The sequence below is a fragment of the Arthrobacter sp. BK1 genome (assembly GCF_056680055.1).
Window position 1 is genome coordinate 1,181,398 of sequence record NZ_CM155263.1, and the last position, 18,257, is coordinate 1,199,654.

16 protein-coding genes are annotated in these 18,257 nt (G+C 66.2%); 11 read left to right on the top strand and 5 right to left on the bottom strand.

Translation table 11 applies throughout. The features are described 5' to 3' along the window. Window positions 1–43 precede the first annotated feature (43 nt). Window positions 44–1,057, bottom strand: a complete 1,014-nt coding sequence (locus AC1MCA_RS05180) for an asparaginase (RefSeq protein WP_479801630.1) — start codon at window positions 1,055–1,057, stop codon at window positions 44–46. A 259-nt stretch (window positions 1,058–1,316) separates the two neighbouring features. Between AC1MCA_RS05180 and AC1MCA_RS05185 the strand changes: the two genes are divergently transcribed. Then, window positions 1,317–2,372: a LacI family DNA-binding transcriptional regulator gene (locus tag AC1MCA_RS05185; protein WP_479801632.1), complete on the top strand. Its 1,056-nt coding sequence runs from the start codon at window positions 1,317–1,319 to the stop codon at window positions 2,370–2,372. Here AC1MCA_RS05185 and AC1MCA_RS05190 read toward each other — a convergent pair. Next, window positions 2,369–3,814 carry a PucR family transcriptional regulator gene (locus AC1MCA_RS05190; RefSeq protein ID WP_479801634.1) on the bottom strand — a complete coding sequence of 482 codons (1,446 nt, stop codon included), beginning with the start codon at window positions 3,812–3,814 and terminating at the stop codon, window positions 2,369–2,371. The genes AC1MCA_RS05185 and AC1MCA_RS05190 overlap by 4 nt on opposite strands. 100 nt (window positions 3,815–3,914) lie before the next feature. Between AC1MCA_RS05190 and pxpA the strand changes: the two genes are divergently transcribed. From pxpA to AC1MCA_RS05215, 5 genes are read left to right on the top strand one after another with little or no spacing between them, the layout of a single operon-like run. After that, window positions 3,915–4,679, top strand: a complete 765-nt coding sequence (pxpA, locus tag AC1MCA_RS05195) for a 5-oxoprolinase subunit PxpA (RefSeq protein WP_479801636.1) — start codon at window positions 3,915–3,917, stop codon at window positions 4,677–4,679. A 13-nt stretch (window positions 4,680–4,692) separates the two neighbouring features. Next, a complete protein-coding gene (locus AC1MCA_RS05200; RefSeq protein ID WP_214945747.1) occupies window positions 4,693–4,932 on the top strand; it encodes an acetyl-CoA carboxylase in 240 nt (79 codons plus the stop codon). Window positions 4,933–4,941: 9 nt separating this feature from the next. Continuing rightward, on the top strand, window positions 4,942–6,291 hold the full coding sequence (locus AC1MCA_RS05205) for an acetyl-CoA carboxylase biotin carboxylase subunit (RefSeq protein WP_479801639.1): 1,350 nt from the start codon (window positions 4,942–4,944) through the stop codon (window positions 6,289–6,291). Beyond that, complete coding sequence (locus tag AC1MCA_RS05210; RefSeq protein WP_479801641.1) at window positions 6,288–7,193, top strand: 5-oxoprolinase subunit B family protein; 906 nt, start codon at window positions 6,288–6,290, stop codon at window positions 7,191–7,193. The genes AC1MCA_RS05205 and AC1MCA_RS05210 overlap by 4 nt, the downstream gene beginning before the upstream one ends. Next, window positions 7,183–8,169, top strand: a complete 987-nt coding sequence (locus tag AC1MCA_RS05215) for a 5-oxoprolinase subunit C family protein (protein ID WP_479801643.1) — start codon at window positions 7,183–7,185, stop codon at window positions 8,167–8,169. The genes AC1MCA_RS05210 and AC1MCA_RS05215 overlap by 11 nt, the downstream gene beginning before the upstream one ends. A gap of 234 nt (window positions 8,170–8,403) precedes the next feature. On the opposite strand, the gene AC1MCA_RS05220 is transcribed toward AC1MCA_RS05215, so the two are convergent. The 3 genes from AC1MCA_RS05220 to AC1MCA_RS05230 form a co-directional block, all read right to left on the bottom strand. Next, window positions 8,404–9,171 carry a DUF2182 domain-containing protein gene (locus AC1MCA_RS05220; RefSeq protein WP_479801645.1) on the bottom strand — a complete coding sequence of 256 codons (768 nt, stop codon included), beginning with the start codon at window positions 9,169–9,171 and terminating at the stop codon, window positions 8,404–8,406. A gap of 53 nt (window positions 9,172–9,224) precedes the next feature. Next, window positions 9,225–9,842, bottom strand: a complete 618-nt coding sequence (locus tag AC1MCA_RS05225) for a DUF1326 domain-containing protein (RefSeq protein WP_479801646.1) — start codon at window positions 9,840–9,842, stop codon at window positions 9,225–9,227. Between the two features lie 350 nt (window positions 9,843–10,192). After that, a complete protein-coding gene (locus tag AC1MCA_RS05230) occupies window positions 10,193–11,707 on the bottom strand; it encodes an MFS transporter (RefSeq protein ID WP_479801648.1) in 1,515 nt (504 codons plus the stop codon). 286 nt (window positions 11,708–11,993) lie between these two features. Here AC1MCA_RS05230 and AC1MCA_RS05235 point away from each other — a divergent pair, with 286 nt between their 5' ends. The 5 genes from AC1MCA_RS05235 (at window position 11,994) to AC1MCA_RS05255 (ending at window position 18,104) form a co-directional block, all read left to right on the top strand. Further along, the gene (locus AC1MCA_RS05235) at window positions 11,994–12,983 is read left to right on the top strand and encodes a LacI family DNA-binding transcriptional regulator (RefSeq protein WP_479801650.1); all 990 of its coding nucleotides are present in this window, start codon (window positions 11,994–11,996) and stop codon (window positions 12,981–12,983) included. A gap of 110 nt (window positions 12,984–13,093) precedes the next feature. Further along, entirely contained in the window at window positions 13,094–14,410 is a 1,317-nt protein-coding gene (locus tag AC1MCA_RS05240; RefSeq protein ID WP_479801652.1) for an ABC transporter substrate-binding protein, read from the top strand. Between the two features lie 93 nt (window positions 14,411–14,503). Continuing rightward, the gene (locus AC1MCA_RS05245) at window positions 14,504–15,520 is read left to right on the top strand and encodes a carbohydrate ABC transporter permease (protein ID WP_479801654.1); all 1,017 of its coding nucleotides are present in this window, start codon (window positions 14,504–14,506) and stop codon (window positions 15,518–15,520) included. Beyond that, window positions 15,517–16,437: a carbohydrate ABC transporter permease gene (locus AC1MCA_RS05250; RefSeq protein WP_479801656.1), complete on the top strand. Its 921-nt coding sequence runs from the start codon at window positions 15,517–15,519 to the stop codon at window positions 16,435–16,437. Before AC1MCA_RS05245 ends, AC1MCA_RS05250 begins: the two co-directional genes overlap by 4 nt. Further along, the gene (locus AC1MCA_RS05255) at window positions 16,434–18,104 is read left to right on the top strand and encodes an alpha-amylase family glycosyl hydrolase (RefSeq protein ID WP_479801658.1); all 1,671 of its coding nucleotides are present in this window, start codon (window positions 16,434–16,436) and stop codon (window positions 18,102–18,104) included. Before AC1MCA_RS05250 ends, AC1MCA_RS05255 begins: the two co-directional genes overlap by 4 nt. Window positions 18,105–18,257 lie beyond the last annotated feature (153 nt).

The window sequence follows — 18,257 nt, forward strand, 5'->3', positions numbered from 1 at the left end:
GATTTTCCTTTCAATTCGTATTAACCGGGGGTGTTCCTGGGTGTCAGTCGGAAAGATCAGGAGGCCTCCCTCGTTGGGTGAATATTTCGGTGATCCGCTCCTGGTCGGGATTGGTCCTGAGCAGGAGGCTGAGCAGAATCAGCGACTGAGATGGTCGCAGGTGGCCCGATCCAATGGCCCCGGCTGCGCGGAGATCCTCACCGCCGCCGGCCCCATAGATCGGGACCACGGGTCCGGCGTCCACGCGGGTGCTGGTGACCACCACGACGCCGGATTTCACCGCGGCGCCGACTTCGGAGCAGAGGCTGGGGTTGGCATTGCCGCTTCCGGTGCCTTGCAGGACGATGCCCGCCGCTCCCGCTTCAAGGGCGGCGTGCATCAGGATGGAGTCGGCGCCGGGGTAGGCGGCAATGAGGTCCACCCGGGGGGAGCCGCTGCCCGGCTGGGGCAGCGGCAGGGCCTCAAGCCTGCTGACACTGCCCGCCATGGCAACTCCCTGGGCTGATACGTGGCCGAGTACCCCAAAATCGGGGTTCGCAAACGCATTGAGCCGAACAGTTTGGCTTTTCCGGACGCCGGCGGCAGGGAAGATGGTGCCCGCGAACTGCACCATAACGCCTTTTCCCCTGCCTTCCTTCGAACCCGCGACGGCGATGGCGCGGGCCAGGTTGTCCGGCCCGTCGGGAGCCTCGGAGTCGGCGGCGCGCTGCGAGCCGGTAAAGACAACCGGCCGATGGTCGCTGTGGGTCAGGTCCGCGAGGTAGGCGGTCTCCTCCATGGTGTCCGTCCCGTGCGTCACCACCACACCCAGAACATTGGGTTCCTTGAGGACTTCCTTGATGGTGGCGCAGATCCTGAGCATGTCTTCGAAGGTCAGGAGGTAGGACCCCTTCTGGAACACATCCAGCACCCGGACGGGGTGGGAGACGGGCGACCCGAGGGCTTTGAAGACCTGCTCGCCGGTATCGGAGGCGACTGCGCCACCGGTGAGGGAAGAACGCGACGAGATGGTGCCTCCAGTGGCCAGCAGCACGACGTGGGAGTCAGTATCAGGCATTTCAGCTCCGGTGGTTCGCTGTTCGGAACGCAACCCAATCGATTGGGTAACCTTCCACAGAAAAGGGCGTATGCGTCAACAAAAAATGGTTCGGTGCCCAGGGTGGCGGCAACGGGTGGGTTTCGAAATGGGCTACCCAAACGATTGGGTAACGTTGAAAAAAGACTATAGGATGTGAAGCGGGTCACGTCAAGGGCCACCTTTTAGGCCCCGCCGAGCGGACCTGGGCTACAGTGACCTCGTTGGGCAGGAGAGGGACATGGAAGAAAAGGCAGATGGCGGCCGCACGGTCACGCTGAAGGATTTGGCCCGGGAGCTGGGCGTCCATCCGTCGACCGTATCCAGGGTCCTGCATTCGGGTTCCGATGTGGCCAAAGGAGCCGCTTCCGCTGCCACCGCGGAGCGCGTCCGTGAACTGGCCCGCAAGCTCGGCTACTCCCCCGACCCCCAGGCCGCCAGCCTGCGGACCCGACGGACCAAGCTGCTCGGCGTCATCGTCCCGCGGCTTTCGGACCTGGTCCTGGCCATCATGTATGAAGGCATCGATGAGGCGGCAGCCGAGGCAGGATACTCCGCCTTTGTCATGAACTCACGCGATGATCCCGAAGAACAGCGGCGGAAGATCGACCTCATGCTGGCGCGCCGGGTGGATGGCCTGATTATCGGCGACGCCCACCTCGACGGCAGCCTCCTGCAGGAGCTCACCGACCGGAAGGTCCCGTTCGTCCTGATGAACCGCAGGGTGCCGGGCTATCCCTCCGCCACCTGCGACGACGTCGTCGGCGGCGAACTCGTGGCCGCGCACCTGTGGGAGATGGGGCACCGACAGGTCGCGGTGATTGCCGGCGAGCCGTACGCAAGCACCGCCGTCGACCGTACTGCCGGTTTCCTGGACCGCTGGCGTTCCCTGGGCGGCACCATCTCCGACGAGGACGTGGTGTGGTCCAGGTTCGACACGGCCGGCGGCCGGGAGGCCGCTGAAAAGATCCTGTCCAGCGGCAAGCCGCGCCCCACAGCCGTGTTCGCCGTCAACGACTTTGCAGCCATTGGAGCGATGGGGGCCCTGCGCTCCCACGGCCTCACCGTGGGAGCGGATGTTGCCGTGGTGGGGTACAACGACACCTCGCTGGCGGCCGAACTGCCCATTCAGTTGACCTCGGTCCACTCCCCGATGGCGGACATAGGACGCACCGCAGTGCAGCTCATCCACCGTGTGCTCAATGGCGAAAAGCCGGAACCTGCGAGCCTGAAACCCACACTGTACGTGCGGGAAAGCAGCGCCGCAAAGATGCCGGCGGAGGTGTCAGCCAGCTAGGTCCCGGCGGCCACGATCTTCAACGCCAGCAGGCAGGTGGCACGGACTTCGCCGTCATCCAGGTCAAGCCGCACCAGCTCCTCAATCTTGCGCAATCTGTACGTCAGGGTGTTGCGGTGGATGAAGAGCTCCTTGCACGTCTTGCGGGTATTCCCGCTGTGCCGCAGGTACACCTCAAGCGTTTCGCGCAAGGCGGTACCGCCGTCGGACATTAACGGGGCAAGGAGGCGCCGGGACATCGCCAAGAGTCCCGGCCCGGGCAGGCCCTCCACCACGCCGGCAAGGTCTGCGACGGGCGCCTGATGGAGCCCCGGCTCGCCCACTCCGCGGCGGGCCAACTGCAGCACCATCGGCAGTTCGCCCAGGCTCCCGCACTCGGAGACGACGGCGGACAGCTCCGGGGCGTCCTGAAAGGACTTCCGGACGGCTTCCATCAGCTCCATACCCGCCTCGCCCCGCTGCACCAGCAGGGTGGTGAGACCGTCCTCTTCCATGAACCGCACTGCCCTGTACTCCCCCTGCAGGCCCACCCGCACACGCCACGCGATCGTCCTCAGCCTGACCGGCGCAACCTCCCCCGCACCGCCGATCAGCACCGCGCCCCACTCCCCGTCGGGCTCGAATCCGGCCTCCACGGCGTAGCGCTCAAGGGCCGGCGCCGGCGTTCCCCTGGCCTCGTAGAGCGCCTCCATGAAGCGCGCGGCCTCCCGCGAATGCAGCGGCGAGCGGGAACCGAGTGTGTAGCTCAGCTGCATGGCAATGACCGCCGCCACCGGCCCCAACAGAGGCTGCAGCACCACGCTGCTTTTGATTCCCTCGATGGCCAGCTTGAACCGGAGGATTCCGCCACTGGGCAGGCTCAGGGTAGTCCGGGCCGTTCCGCCCCCGGCCGTTCCTGCTGACATGAGTTCAAAGCCGTTGTGGTCAAGGACGGCCACCCGTGCCCTGATGGCAGTGGCCACCCGGTCCAATACCTGCGCAAGGGAATGGCCGCCCGCTGCAAGCCGCGTGCACTCATCCGCGAGCTCCCACCCGGTACGCAGCTCGGCGTAACGTTCTGCCGCGATGAGCTGGTCCGCGTGCCTCATCACCAGGACAAACGGCACCTCCGGAGGCAGTTCCAGCAACGGAAGGCCGTGTGCTTCGCACGCCTTCACCAGGCCTGCCGGCAGTTCGCGGTGCGCTGCGCCCAAGCCGAAAACCAACCCCGACACGGGCACGGACATGAGGCGCTCAACGTAGGCATCCCAGATCCGGTAGTCCTTGACGTTGAGGCCCATCCCGTTGGTCAGCAGCAGCGCGTTGACGCTCAGGAAGGGGGTGGGGTCCATGTGCTCCGTGGGGGCGCACCAGGCGATGGGCCGGGCCAGACGTCCCGGACTGCCCGCCACGGCAAGGCGGATGTTAAGCGCCGGATCCGCCACGAGATCGGCAACACGCATGGCAATTCCTCCTGGTTAGTGCAAAAAGCATAATCCGCCTGCTCAGATTCGGCGATACGCCCAATTCCGGCAAGGTCGCCGTCTCTGTACCGTTGCCTGCATGCAAAAAAACGTGACGGAAACCACGCCCGCCCAGGTGCTCCTGAATTCGGACATGGGTGAAGGCTTTGGATTGCACGAGTTCGGAAACGACGTTGCCCTGATGGAGATCATCGACGTCGCCAACGTCGCTTGCGGCTACCACGCCGGGGACCCGGATGTCATGAACCGGACCGTAGCCCTTGCCGCTGAACATGGTGTGGCCGTCGGAGCCCATCCCGGGCTGCCTGATCCCATGGGGTTCGGCCGCCGCCGCATGGTCCTCACCCCCGGGGAGGTTGAGTCGATCATCCTTTACCAGACGGGGGCGCTGACCGCCTTCCTGGCGAAGAACGGGCTGTCCCTTAACCACATCAAGCCCCACGGCGCCCTCTACGGAATGCTCGCCGGAGACGAGGACCTGATGCAGGCGGCCGCCGGAACAGCGAAGCAGTTCGGTGTTCCGTTCTACGGCCTTGCAGGCACTGCCCATGAATCCGTGTGCCGCGCCATGGGCGTGGACTTCGTTGCGGAACTGTACGTTGACCTCAACTACGGCCCGGCCGGCGAACTCCTGATCCAGCGCCGGCCCGCGCCCACAGACCCCGGCGCCGCCGCAGAACGCGTCAGCCGAGCGATGGCGGGCGAGCCCGTGCCCGCCGTCGACGGCACTCCTCTGAACATCACGTTCCAGAGCATCTGCGTCCATTCCGATGCTCCCAACGCCGTCGCCGTCGCGTCCGCCGTGCGCAACGCCCTCAACTCATTCCGACCCGCCCACTCCTGAAAGCGAGCAGCACATGGCCACCATCGTTTCACCCCTTCCCGGAGTCTTCTACCGCAAGCCCGGACCGGGCAAACCCCCCTTCGCCAATGAAGGCGACGCCATCGAAGTTGGGCAGACGATCGGCATCGTGGAAATCATGAAGCAGTTCACCGAGATCCAGTCCGACGTCGCCGGGACCCTTGAATCCTTTGAAGTCAATGAGGGCGACATGGTCAACCCGGGCGACTCCATCGTCGTCATCCGGGAAGGATAAAAGCAGCCCATGAAACTGTTCATCGCAAACCGCGGCGAGATCGCCGTGCGGATCGCCAGGACCGCCCGCCAGATGGGCATCGAAACGGTCCTGGGGGTCAGCGAGCCCGACGCCGAATCACTGGCTGCCCGGTCAGCCGACCACTGTGTGGTGGTAGGTCCAGCCCAGGCAGCCGCCAGCTACCTGAACCAGGACGCCCTCGTCGCCGCGGCCCTGGAGCAGGGGTGCGACGCTGTGCACCCGGGCTACGGCTTTCTTTCGGAGAATGCCGAATTCGCCCGGAAGGTGGCAGACGCCGGCCTGACCTGGGTGGGCCCGAACGCGGACACGATCGCCATGATGGGCAACAAGTCCCTGGCACGGGAGTCGGCAGCCAAGGCCGGGGTCCCCGTACTCCGCGGATCGGACGGCCCCCTGGACCCGCAGGCAGACGCCGTTGAAATTGCGCGCGGCATCGGGTATCCGCTGGTGGTGAAGGCTTCCGCCGGAGGCGGAGGCAGGGGCATCCGCTTCGTGCACCACGAAGGCGAGCTCCTGGCGACCATCGAAATGGCCCGGGGCGAGGCCGGAGCCGTCTTCGGTGATGCGACTGTCTACCTGGAACGGTTCGTGGAGCATGCCCGCCACGTAGAGGTGCAGGTCCTCGGTGACGGGACCAACTTTATCCATCTGGGTGACCGTGACTGCTCCATGCAGCGCCGTTCGCAAAAGGTATTGGAGGAAGCCCCGGCTCCCGATCTTCCGGAGTCCGTTCGCAAAACCATCCGGGAGTCTTCGGTCGCGCTTGCCCGCGAATGCGGCTACTACGGAGCGGGGACCGTGGAGTTCCTCTACGACCCCGTCAACCACGAGGCGGCATTCATTGAGATGAACACGCGCATTCAGGTGGAACATCCCATCACCGAGGAGATCACCGGTGTGGATCTGGTCCGTGAGCAACTGCTGATTGCCTCCACCGGATCCATGTCCATTTCCCAGGACGATGTGCGCTTCACCGGCCACGCCATCGAATGCCGCATCAATGCAGAAGACCCAAGCCGCGACTTCTTTCCCAGCCCGGGCATCATCCGGTCCCTGGAGTGGCCATCGGGCGAGGGAATCAGGGTGGATACCGGAGTGGAATCAGGCTCGGTTGTGAGCCCGTATTACGACTCCCTCATGGCAAAGCTGATCGTCCACGCCCCGGACCGGGACGCCGCAATCGCCGCTACGCTGGCCGCTTTGGCGGAAACGCACATCGAAGGGGTCAAGACCACCGTCCCCATGCACACTGCGCTGCTGGCACGGGCTGAATTTGCCGATGTCAGCCACCACTCCAAGTTCATCGAAACCGCAGCCGACCTGTTGGGGGCAAAATGACCACCGAAGCAGCCGTCCTCCCGGGTGCGCGCTATACCTGGGGCGGGGACGAATTCCTGTTCGTGGAAGTCTCCGAGGCGATGAGCCTGCCTGCGAACTTCAAGGTCATGTCCATCGCCGGCAGGCTCTCCGAGGCCCGGCTGCCGGGAATCGTGGACATCTGCCCCGCCAATGCGTCCCTGCTGGTGCGCTTTGATCCTGACATCCTGCCTCCCGAACAACTGGAAACAGCTGTGCGTGACATCGAGCGCGATCTGATGAACCACCAGGAGCGTTCGCTGGAAACCCGGATCGTTGAAGTCCCGGTCTGGTACCAGGACCCCTTCACCGCCGAAGTGGCACAACGGTTCCGGGAAGGATTCCACCAGGAGCCCCAAGGCAGCGACATCGACTACGCCGCCAAAGTCAATCACCTCAAGGACGCTGCGGAGTTCATCCAACGGCACCACGAACAGCCGTGGCTGGTGTCGATGGTTGGCTTTGTGGCCGGGTTGCCCTTCCTGTTCCAGCTGGTGGACCGCGACAAGCAGCTGGAGGTACCCAAGTACCTGAGCCCCCGCACCGACACCCCCAAACTGACGGTGGGGCACGGAGGATGCTTCGGCTGCATCTATTCCGTCCGGGGCGCCGGCGGCTACCAGATGTTCGGCGTAGCCGCCGCCCCCATCTTTGATCCTGACCAGGCCTTGACGGACTTCAAGGATTTTATGGTGTTCTTCCGCCCGGGGGACATCGTGAAGTTCAAGCCGGTCACTGAGGCGGAGTACAACGCAATCCAAGCGGAGATCTCCGCCGGCACCTTCCGCTACCGGCAGGCGCCGGTGACCTTCGAGCTGTTCAGAGCCCTGGCCGACCCCGAAGGCTACAACCGTGAACTCATGGAGGCCCTCAGTGGCATTTGAAATTGGAAACCCGGGTCTGGCCACCACTGTCCAGGACCAGGGGCGCACGGGCCACTACAACGTAGGCATCCCGCAAAGCGGTTCCCTGGACCAGTACTCCGCTGAGCTCGGAAATGCCCTAGTGGGAAACACGGCACGGGAAGCGGTCCTTGAGTGCACCTACCTTGGCCCCGTGCTGACCACCGACAGCGATGCCGTCATAGCCCTCACGGGCGCCCCCGTGGAGGTGAAGGTCAACGGGGAGCCGCGGCCCCAGTGGAGCCGCCTGCTGCTGAAGGCCGGGGACCAGCTCTCCTTCGGCGTCATCCAGGGCGGCACCCGCTACTACATTGCTGTCCAGGGCGGCATCGACGTCCCGGAAGTGCTCGGAAGCCGGTCCACTTACAGCCTCGGCGGGATCGGCGGGTTCAAGGGCCGGAAGCTCGAGTCAGGTGACGTAGTTCCTCTGGGCGCTCCCCTCGACGGCGGAAAACTCCCCCAAGCCGAGACTGTTCCGGAGGAATTCCGGCCCGTTTTCGCCAAAGAGCAGGAAGTCCGGATCGTGCTGGGGTTGTACGACCACCGCCTCACCGACGAAGGCCTGGCCAATCTCCTGGATGAGGAGTGGAAGGTGACGCCGGTGGCTGACCGGATGGGTTTGCGCTACTCCGGGCCAGGCGTGACATGGAAAGAGCGGGAACAACCTTTCGGCGCCGGCTCGGACCCCTCCAACATTGTGGACGCAGGCTACGCCGTGGGGTCCATCCAGATCCCCGGCGGCACCCAGCCCATCATCCTGCACCGAGATGCCGTCTCCGGCGGCGGCTACGCCATGGTGGGCACCGTGATCAGCGCCGACATGGATCTGGTTGCCAGGGCGGCCCCTGGAACAGCAACCCGGTTTGCGGCTGTCAGCCTGGCTGATGCCCTGGAGGCCCGGCGGGATCTTGCTGAACGCCGGAACAAGGCGTGGGCGGCACTGGGCGTCAAGCGCTGACGCGTGGCGGAGCCGTCGTTCACGCCTGCCGCCGGCGGGCCGGCGTCTTACGACGGCGGCCCGCCGGCGGCAGGGTGCCAAACTCCGTAGTAGAAGCTTTCCAGCGATCCTCCCCCGGAGCTGCGGGTCTCCCCGTCAGAGCCTCACGCCGCTTTGCCGCCTTCCTGCATAAGCCCCTTGATCCCATGCCCAGGTAATTTGCTTCAAAGAGATGCTTCGGCATGATTTTCCTTCTTACATTCCCATCCCATTCGTTGCAGCAGGACCGAGTGCCACACCCAGCGCAATCGCGGCCAGCGCCGCCGCGACAGTTCGGTTGGCCAGCCGCCTCCACGGCAGCATCTTCTCCCCGGCGATGAAGGCCCCAATCAGGGCCATCCAGCCGACGCTCATCACCCCGAGCGCGAACAGCGCCGTCATCAGCGCCCAGCAGCAGGCCACGCACCACGCGCCGTGTTCCATGCCCATCCGCACGGCACCGGCATAGCCCGGCCGCATCCGGTGCAGGAGAAAATCCATGGGCGAACGGCATTTCATCAGGCTCACGTTCTTGGCCGGGGTGAACTGATAAACCGCCGCCATCATGATGACTCCGGCCGCAACGTAGCGCCCGTTCCGGTCAGCAGCGAAAACCCCGGGCGCCACCGCTGCCGCCCACGCGAAGAGCGCATAGGCCGCCAGGCCAAATGCCGTCCATGAGGCCAGGTAGCCGGCCACGAAGACGGCGGTGGACCCTGCGGGCGCGTACCGTCCGGCCTGCCGCCGGTGCCGCTGGATCCGGTGGTACGCCACCACCATCGGCGCCACGGACGGAAACATCATGGCTGCGAGCATCACCACCCACGTCACCGTGAAGAAGCCCACCGGCCCCGGGGCAGTCCAGGTACCCATGTCCATGCCGGTCAGCTGCGTGGACGTCAACACCCAACTGGCAGCGGCGAGGAACAGCAGGACAGCCACGAGGGCAGCCTCCCGCGGATCAACACGGGAGGCTTTCGCCACCGTCTGTCCGGTTACGCTCCTGAACAGCTTCCTGCGTTCCACCGGCCGGCCGTTCAGACCCGGCCCTTGGGGGCACCCTCCGCCATCTCACTGGCGAACGTGAAGTCGGATGTTTCGCCGTAGACGCCGTCGAAGTCGATGCCGAAAAGGTCCACGTGCCCCGGCCCCTTTCCGATCCGGAACTCGGGCGCGAAGCCGTACATCGCGTTCTTCACTGTGGTCACGCCGCCGTCGGGTCCGGGCAGCGGCTCGAACGTGAACTGAGCCTTGTCCGAGACCGAGCCTGATGGCCTGTCCCCGTCCGTGAGCGTGACAGCGGCGCGTTCCAGTCCCAGCCATTCGCCGTACAGGCCGGCAAAGTCGCCGAAAGGGCCCCCGGCCTGGCCGCGAAGGATAATGTCCAGTGCGCTCACCTGGGCGTCTGATGCGGACTGGTCAACGACGACACCCACCTTCCAGCCGCCGGCCGTCAGATGCGCGGGGAACCATCCGACGAAGGCGAAGTCGACGCCAGAAAGGTCCGTGCCGTCTTTATTCCCCTTTGCGATGTGGAAAACATTCAGGTTGCGGCACTCGCTTCCGGGCCCGGTGGGCACCCCGTCCACGGGGCACGGACAGACCAGTTGGCACGTGCAGTTGCCCACGTATGTTCCATTCATTTCCCACGACACAGAATCCTCCTCACCTGGCGCCATCGCCCTGCAGAAGCGGCCCGGATAACGGCGCCTCATTCCGTGAAACGGGGTTAAGGCCCCGTTAAGGCAGACGCTATTCCTCCGGCTGCAGGCAGTCAATATGCCGGGATACGTAATTGATAGGCCCGCGGTCATCGGCGTATCTGGCCCGTCTTCTTGGGGCGCCCGCCGCACAAAACCCGACGGGCCGCCGTCGTAATTTACGACGGCGGCCCGCCTGGCAGGGTGCCCAACTCCCCGGTTGTCCCGGGAGCCTACTGACCCGGGGCGCGCTAAGACGGCGTCTACGCGGCTGGTCCCGCCTAGTGCCGCCGTATGTCCCCGCCTCACATCACCGTCGGCTTCCCGGGCCGTCCCTTGTGCTCCGCCCGTGCGATCGCGAAGCTGCTCTCGAACGGCAGTGAGTCCACGTCCAGCAGCGGGTTGTTGTCCTGCGTCTCCACCAGCCTGCGGGCGGCTTCCTCCGATTCCACGCTGGGCATGGACCCGGGCAGGTGCCGACGGGCTGATTCGGGCAGGAACCAGATGGCCACGGCGGCAACCGCGGCCACGGCCATGAGGTAGTACGCGATCGCCATGTCGTCGCCGGTCAGTTCGATGAGGGACGCAATGATGAACGGGGCCGTCCCGCCGAAGATGGCCACCGCCAGGTTGTAGGCGATCCCCATGGCGGAATAGCGGTGCTCGGTGGGGAACAGCGCCGGCAGCGCCGAGGCGAGGTTCGGCACCGAGAACGCCACCGGAAAGGCGATCAGGGCCAGGCCCAGCAATGTCATCGGGACGCTGCCCGCCGCGATGGCCAGGAACGCCGGAACCGCGAGCACCACGGTGCTGGCGGCCCCGATCCACAGCACGGGACGGCGGCCGATCCGGTCCGATAGCAACCCCGTGAACGGGATGCACAATGCCATGGCCACCAGGACCGGGATGGTCAGCAGCGTCCCCTCCACCTCGCTGTACCCCTTGTTGCTGGTCAGGTACGTGGGCATGTAGGACGTGAGGGCGTAAGCCACCGTGTTGGCGGCCGCCGCCAGGATCATGGCCAGCAGGATAGGGCGCCAGTGCGCCTTCAGAATCCCGACCGGGCCAACCGGCCGGAGCTCCTCCCCGGTCTCGGGGTGCTTCGCCGCCACGGCTTCGGCTTCCAGTGTGGCCTTGAAGGCGGCCGACTCCTCGATCTTCATCCGGAAGTAGACGGCCACGGCGCCCAGCGGGCCGGCCACCAGGAACGGGATCCTCCAGCCCCACGCCTCCATCTGCTCCTGGCCCAGGGTCAGCTGCAGGGCGGACACCACGGCCGCGCCCGCCGCAAAACCGAGGTAGCTGCCCATGTCCAGGAAGCTGACGTAGAAACCCCGGCGGCGGTCCGGCGAATGCTCGCACACGAACGTGGTGGCACCGGAGTATTCGCCGCCGGTCGAAAAGCCCTGCACCAGTTTCAGGACCACCAGCAGGACCGCCGCCCAGATGCCCAGCACCGCGTATCCCGGAAGGAGGCCGACGGCGAACGTGGCGACGGCCATGAGCATCAGCGTCATGGCCAGCACCTTCTGCCGGCCGATCTTGTCGCCCAGCCAACCGAAGAAGATGCCGCCCAGCGGCCGGGCGATGAACGTGGCGCCGAAGGTTCCCAGGAGGAACAGGTTCTGCACAGCCCTGTCCGCTTCAGGCAGGAACACCGGCCCCATCGTGGTGATGAGGTAACCAAACACGCCGACGTCGTACCACTCCATCGTGTTGCCCACGATGGTTCCGCCCAGCGCCTTTCGCAGCGTGCGGCGGTTGACGACATTGACGTCGGATACCTTCAGCCGCCGCTGCTGTCCTTTATGCTCTGTCATGGCCCGCTCACCGCCCGCATCGCTCGTCAGCTGGGCCGTCGCCGTCGTTTCTTCCGGCCCGTGTGACCGGCTTCCGGCCCGCCTGGCCGGCAGGAGCCCAACACTCCGATCATCCCGCCGCTGCCGCACCGTGGCAACCGTGAACACAGGTCAACGGCGCCTGTTTACGAAACGCGCACGCCTCCCGCGCACCCTCCCTTACTGTTGTTGAGGCACGTCACGTAACCGTTTACGTAAACCGTTTGCGTACCTGCCGCTCAGACCGCAGTTAAGCCAAGGAGAACCAGTGGTAACCATCAGGGACGTCGCCATGCACGCCGGCGTATCCCCCGCAACTGTCTCCCGGGTTGTCAACGGCCTCGTGGGCTACTCCGACGAAACACGCGACCGCGTGGAAAACGCCGTCAAAAGTCTCAGCTACGAAACCGACTCCCTGGCGCGCGGCCTGAAGACCCGGCAGACCTCGGTCATCGGCCTGCTCGCCCCCATGGTGTCCGATGCCCTCGCCTCCCAGGTGATGCTGGGCGTGGAGGAGGAAGCCCAGGAGCGCGGCTACGCCGTCATGCTGGGCCGCACCGGCGCCAAGTCTGCCTACATCGCCAGCTACCTGCGGACCCTGCGCACCTACCGGGCAGCAGGCGTCATCCTGGTCTCCGCGGTCATCAAACCCGAGATCCGGCAGCTGCTGGGGCCCACCGTCCCGGTCATCTCCGTGGCCATCAGCGACAAGTCCGGCTCACCGAGCGTGGCCATCGACGACGAGAAGGCAGCCTACGACGCCACCCGCCACCTGCTGAAACTCGGCCACCGCCGCATCGGGCTGCTCACCGGCGACCCCGAGTCAGTCTTCGTTGCCCAACCCCGGCAGCGCGGCTACCTCAAGGCCATGGCCGAGGCCAAGTGCGAGCCCGTCACCGCCACCGGCAACTTCTTCTACGAAAGCGGGGCCGCCGGCGTCGGCGCCCTGCTGGAGCAGGAACCCGGCCTGACCGCGATCTTCGCGATGAGCGACGAGATGGGCGCCGCAGTGGTCAATGAACTGCAGCGGCGCGGGCTCCGGGTCCCTGAAGACGTCTCCGTCCTGGGCTTCGACAACACCTCCACCGCCCTGCACGTGAACCCGCCGCTCAGCACCATGGCCCAGCCCCTCGAGGAAATGGGACGGATGGCCGTGAAAAAGCTGCTCCGCTCCCGCGACCTGGGGCCCCGGATCATGCCGCACCAACTCATCGAGCGGGGCTCCACCGCCCCGCCGTCCTCCCCACCGCAGACCTAACCCCAACACAGCCACACCCACCCGAGGCGATAGCCGGCACTTCCGCGTGCCGCCGTCGTCGTGATCCCCTGCGTCCAAAAACAGCAGAACCCCCACTGAAGGAGCAACACATGAGGCAGCGCCGCCACCCCTGGCAGACTCTTCTGGCCACCACCGCATCCCTGACCGTCGCCGCCGTAGCCCTCACCGGCTGCGGCGGGGCAGCCCCGGAAGCGAAGACCACCCCGAAGGCCGCCGCGTCCTTCGAGGGCAAGGGCCCCATCAACTACGTGTCCAACCGCGATGCTTCAGGCGCCGCGAACAAGAGCATCGAGGAATGGAACGCCGCCCACCCGGAGGAGAAGGTCACGTTCATCGAGCTGCCGGACTCCGCCGACCAGCAGCGCCAGCAGCTCATCCAGAACGCCCAGATCAAATCGGACACCTTCAGCGTTCTCAACCTCGATGTGGTGTGGACCTCCGAGTTCGCCGCCAACAAGTGGATCCTGCCGCTGCCCGAGGACGCCGTCCCCACGGAGAAGATGATCCCCGCCACAGTCAACGCCGCCACGTACCGGGACTCCCTGGTAGGCGCCCCGTACTACACCGACGGCGCCCTGTTCTACTTCCGCTCCGACCTGCTCAAGGCCGCCGGGATCGCCGCACCGCCCAAGACCTGGGACGAGATGAAGGCCGCCTGCACCAGGATCCTGGCCCTCCCCGAAGCCGCCGGCATGTCCTGCTACACGGGGCAGTTCGACAAGAACGAGGCACTCACGGTCAACTTCTCCGAGGCCGTGGCCTCCGCCGGCGGCACCGTGGTTGACGCCGACGGCAAGCCCACCGTCAACACCGCCGAAGCCAAGGAAGGCCTGAACCTGCTGGTGGACGGCTTCAAGGACGGGCTCTTCCCCTCCGACGCCATCACCTACCTCGAGGAGCAGGGCCGCCGCGCGTTCCAGGACGGCAAGCTCGTCTTCATGCGGAACTGGCCCTTCCTGCACGCCTCCCTCAGCGCCACGGACGGCTCCAGCCAGGTGGCCGGCAAGTTCGACATCACCGCCATCCCCGGCACCGACGGCCCCGGCGTGTCCACCCTCGGCGGCCGCAGCCTGGCCATCTCCCCGTTCACCCCGAACAAGGCCACCGCGCTGGAGTTCGTCAAGTTCTTCACCAGCGAGGAGCAGGCCCAGAAGCGCCTCGCCCTCAGTTCACGCGCTCCGGTGTACGCCACGCTCTTCGCGGACCCCGCCGTCGTCGCCAAGCGCCCGTTCTTTCCCACCCTGCTGACCTCGCTGAACAACGCCCAGCCCCGCCCCAAGGTGGTCCAGTACGGCGCCACCACCAAGGCGATCCAGGAAGAGGCCTACGCGGCCATCACCGGCGCCAAGGACACTGACACGGCCCTGAACGACATGCAGGCCAAGCTCACCGAGCTGTCCAACTAACCCAGCAACAACCGCCGCAGTCCGGACCACTTGCCTGGCCGGCCGGTCCACACGGCCGGCCAGGCAAGCTGCAACCCCAGTGAGGTACCACCCATGACCACCACCCTCCCGTCCGCCGGCGCGCAGTCCGCACCGCCCCCGCCGGCCACGCCCCGCAAACGCGCCAAACGCTCCCCCGGCGAAGGCCGCATGGCCGCGATGCTGCTCTCCCCCACCATCCTGGTGCTGGCCCTGGTCATTGTGTACCCGCTGCTCTCCGCCGTGCACCAGTCCCTGTTCCGCGCCGAATCCGGCCTGGACGCGGACGGCTTCGTCTCCGATGTGGAGTCCTTCGTGGGGCTGGCCAACTACGCAGACCTGTTCGCCGGCGAATCCGGCCGGCGCTTCCTGAACGCCTTCGCCAATACCACCTTCTTCACCGTCACCACGGTGTTCCTCGAGACCGTCCTGGGCCTCTGCCTGGCGCTGGCCATGAACCGTGCCTTCCGCGGCCGGTCCTTCCTGCGCGCCAGCATCCTGGTCCCCTGGGCTGTCCCCACCGCCGTCTCCGGCCTGCTGTGGCGCTGGATCTTCCAGTCGGACGGCATCGCCAATAACCTGCTTGGCAGCGAAATTCTCTGGACCGCCGAAGGCAACGCTTCCAAACTCGCGGTCATCATCGCCGAGGTCTGGAAAACCGCCCCGTTCATTGGCCTCCTGGTCCTCGCCGGCATGCAGATCATCCCCGGCGAAGTCTATGAAGCCGCCAAGATCGACGGCGCCGGCTGGTGGCGCCAGCTCGGCTCCATCACCCTCCCGCTGGTCAAGCCCACCCTCCTGGTGGCCGTGCTGTTCCGCATGCTCGACGCGCTGCGCATGTTCGATCTGCCGTTCGTCCTGATCGGCCCCGGCAAGGAATCCGTGGAAACCCTCTCCATGCTGGCCTGGGACGAATCCAACCAGCTGCGCTACGGCTCCGCCTCCGCGTTCGCCGTCATGCTCTTCCTGTACGTCGCCGTCGTGGCCATCGTGTTTGTGAAGGTGCTCGGAGCCGACGTCACCGGTGCCAAGGAACTGAAGCTGATCTCCAGGAAGTCCCGCACCATCAAGAAGGCCGAGGCCACCCGATGACCATCTCCGACCTCCGCAACGCCGCCGCCGATTCCGGCCCCGCAACCCCCGGCGCAAGCACCGCCGTCGTCCGCTCCCAAAGGCCCAAGGCGAAGCGCACCTGGCGCTCCTACACCGTCTACGCCGGACTGGTCCTGATCTTCGCCTACTGCCTGGCCCCGTTCTACTGGATGATCGTCTCCAGCCTCCGGCGCACCGCGGACATCTTCGACAACACCCTGCTCCCGGCCCCGTTCTCACTGGAGAACTACGCCAAGGTGTTCGACGGCTCCACCATGTTCGGCCAGGCGCTCCTGAACTCCATGATCGTCGCCGGCACCACCACCACGTTCGCGCTGGTCCTGGGCGTGTTCGCGGCCTACGCGATCTCCCGGCTGAACTTCCGCTTCAAGTCGCTGATCCTGGGCGTCATCATCGCCACGTCCATGTTCCCGGGAATCTCCGTGGTGGTCCCGCTGCTGCGCCTCTTCACGGACATCGGCTGGATCAACACCTACCAGGCCATGATCGTGCCGAACCTGTCCTTCGCGATCCCACTGGCGGTCTGGAACCTCACCACCTTCATGAAACAGCTGCCGTTCGACCTCGAGGAAGCCGCCATGATCGATGGCTGCACCAAGTGGCAGGCGTTCCGCAGGGTCCTGCTGCCCCTCGCCGCGCCGGGCGTCTTCACCACCGCCATTCTCACCTTCATCCACAGCTGGAACGAATTCATCATCGCGCTGTCCATGATCAACGATCCGAAGATCCAGACCGCCACCGTGGCCATCTCCAAATTCACCGGTGCCACCGAATTCCAGGCACCGTTCGGCGAGCAGATGGCCGCCGGCGTGATCGTCACCGTACCGTTGGTTATTATGGTGCTGATCTTCCAGCGGCGCATCGTCGAAGGCCTCACCGCGGGCGCCAGCAAATGAGTCCCGGGGAGGAAATTTCGTTGGGGCCGGCCGCGCAGTGGTGGCAGTCCGCCGTCATCTACCAGGTCTATCCGCGCTCCTTTGCCGACGGCGACGGGGACGGGGTGGGCGATCTCGCCGGGCTTGCCGCACGGCTGCCGTACATTGCCTCGCTCGGCGTGAACGGCATCTGGATGACACCCTTCCAGCCCTCCCCCCAGCTGGACCAGGGCTACGACGTGAGCGATTACTGCGGCGTGGACCCGCTGTTCGGCACCATGGCGGACTTCGATGCCCTCCTGGACCTGGCCCATTCGCTGGGCCTGCGGGTACTGCTCGACGTCGTCCCGAACCACTGCTCCTCCGCGCACCCTTTGTTCCAGGCTGCTTTGGCGGCCGGGCCGGGGTCACCGGAGCGGGACATGTTCCACTTTGTCCCGGGCCGGGCTGTGGCGTCCGACGGCGGTGCCGCCGCCGGGGACGCTGCTGAGGGCCTACACGCTGAAGGCGGCGTTCCGCCCAACAACTGGCAGAGCGTCTTCGGCGGGCGGGCCTGGAGCTGCGCCAACCCGGGATCTGCTAGCGACACAGACTGGTACCTGCACCTGTTCTCGCCGGGGCAGCCGGACTGGAACTGGCGCAACCCCGCCGTGGGCGACTACTTCGACGGCGTGCTGCGCTTCTGGTTCGACAAGGGCGTGGACGGCCTCCGGATCGACGTCGCCCACGCCCTGTTCAAGGCCGAGGGTCTGCCGGACTCCCCCTCCACAGGCGGTGTGGTGGACGGGCTGCGGTCCAACCCGCAGGCCTCCGACCAGGAGGAAGTCCACGAGGTCTACCGCCGCTGGCGCACTTTGGCCGAGAAGTATGCGCCGCACCGCCTGCTGGTGGGCGAGGTCAACCTGGAACCGGCCCGGGCCGCCCGCTACACCCGGGCCGACGAGATGCAGCAGGCGTTCGCCTTCGCGTTTGTGAAACTCGGCTGGGATCCGGCCGCCTGGGCCGACACCGGAAACGAGCTCGAGGCGGCACGGCAGCTGCACGGGGCCACTCCCACCTGGGCGCTGGAGAACCACGACATCGTCCGGTCCGCGACCAGGTTCGGCGGCGGTTCGATCGGTGCTTCGCGTGCCCGCGCCGCCCTGGTGGCCCTCCTGGGGCTGCCCGGCCCGGCCTACCTGTACCAGGGTCAGGAGCTCACCCTGCCCGAGGTGGACGTTCCGCTTGAAGCCCGGGTGGATCCGATGTGGGCGCGCGGCGGGGTCTGCCGCGACGGAGCCCGGGTGCCGCTGCCCTGGACAGCGGATGTTGCGCTGAACCACGGATTCTCGCTGGCTGAACCCGCCGCTCAGCCATGGCTGCCGCAGCCTGACGGGTGGGGAACCTACGCCATCGAATGCCAGCAGCAGGACCCGCAGTCCGGCCTGAACCTGACCCGGGCCGCCCTGGAGCTGCGCCGCCAACTGTGGGAAAAGGGTGTTTTCACCGCGGACGACGGCGGCACCTGGCGCGTCGAGGCCGGCGGCCTCCTCGTCTGCGAGCGGAGCGCCCACTTCCTGGTGGCTGTCGCGATGGGGACCGAACCCGTCAGGCTCCCGTCCGGAACGGTCCTGCTCAGCGCCTCACCGCTGGTTGAGGATGGCTGGCTGCAGCCGGACAACGCGGCCTGGGTGCTGCGCGAGGCCTAGGGGCTTGCGTCACGCGCAATCCCCGTACAACTCATCATTGTCACGGGTTCTGTGCCGGAGGAGACTTGAGGCGACGGTTCCCATCCCGGGCCGCCCGCGGGGTCACCCGGCTGCGGGGCCTCACAGTATCCTGTAGCGGCTTGGTGGATCGAT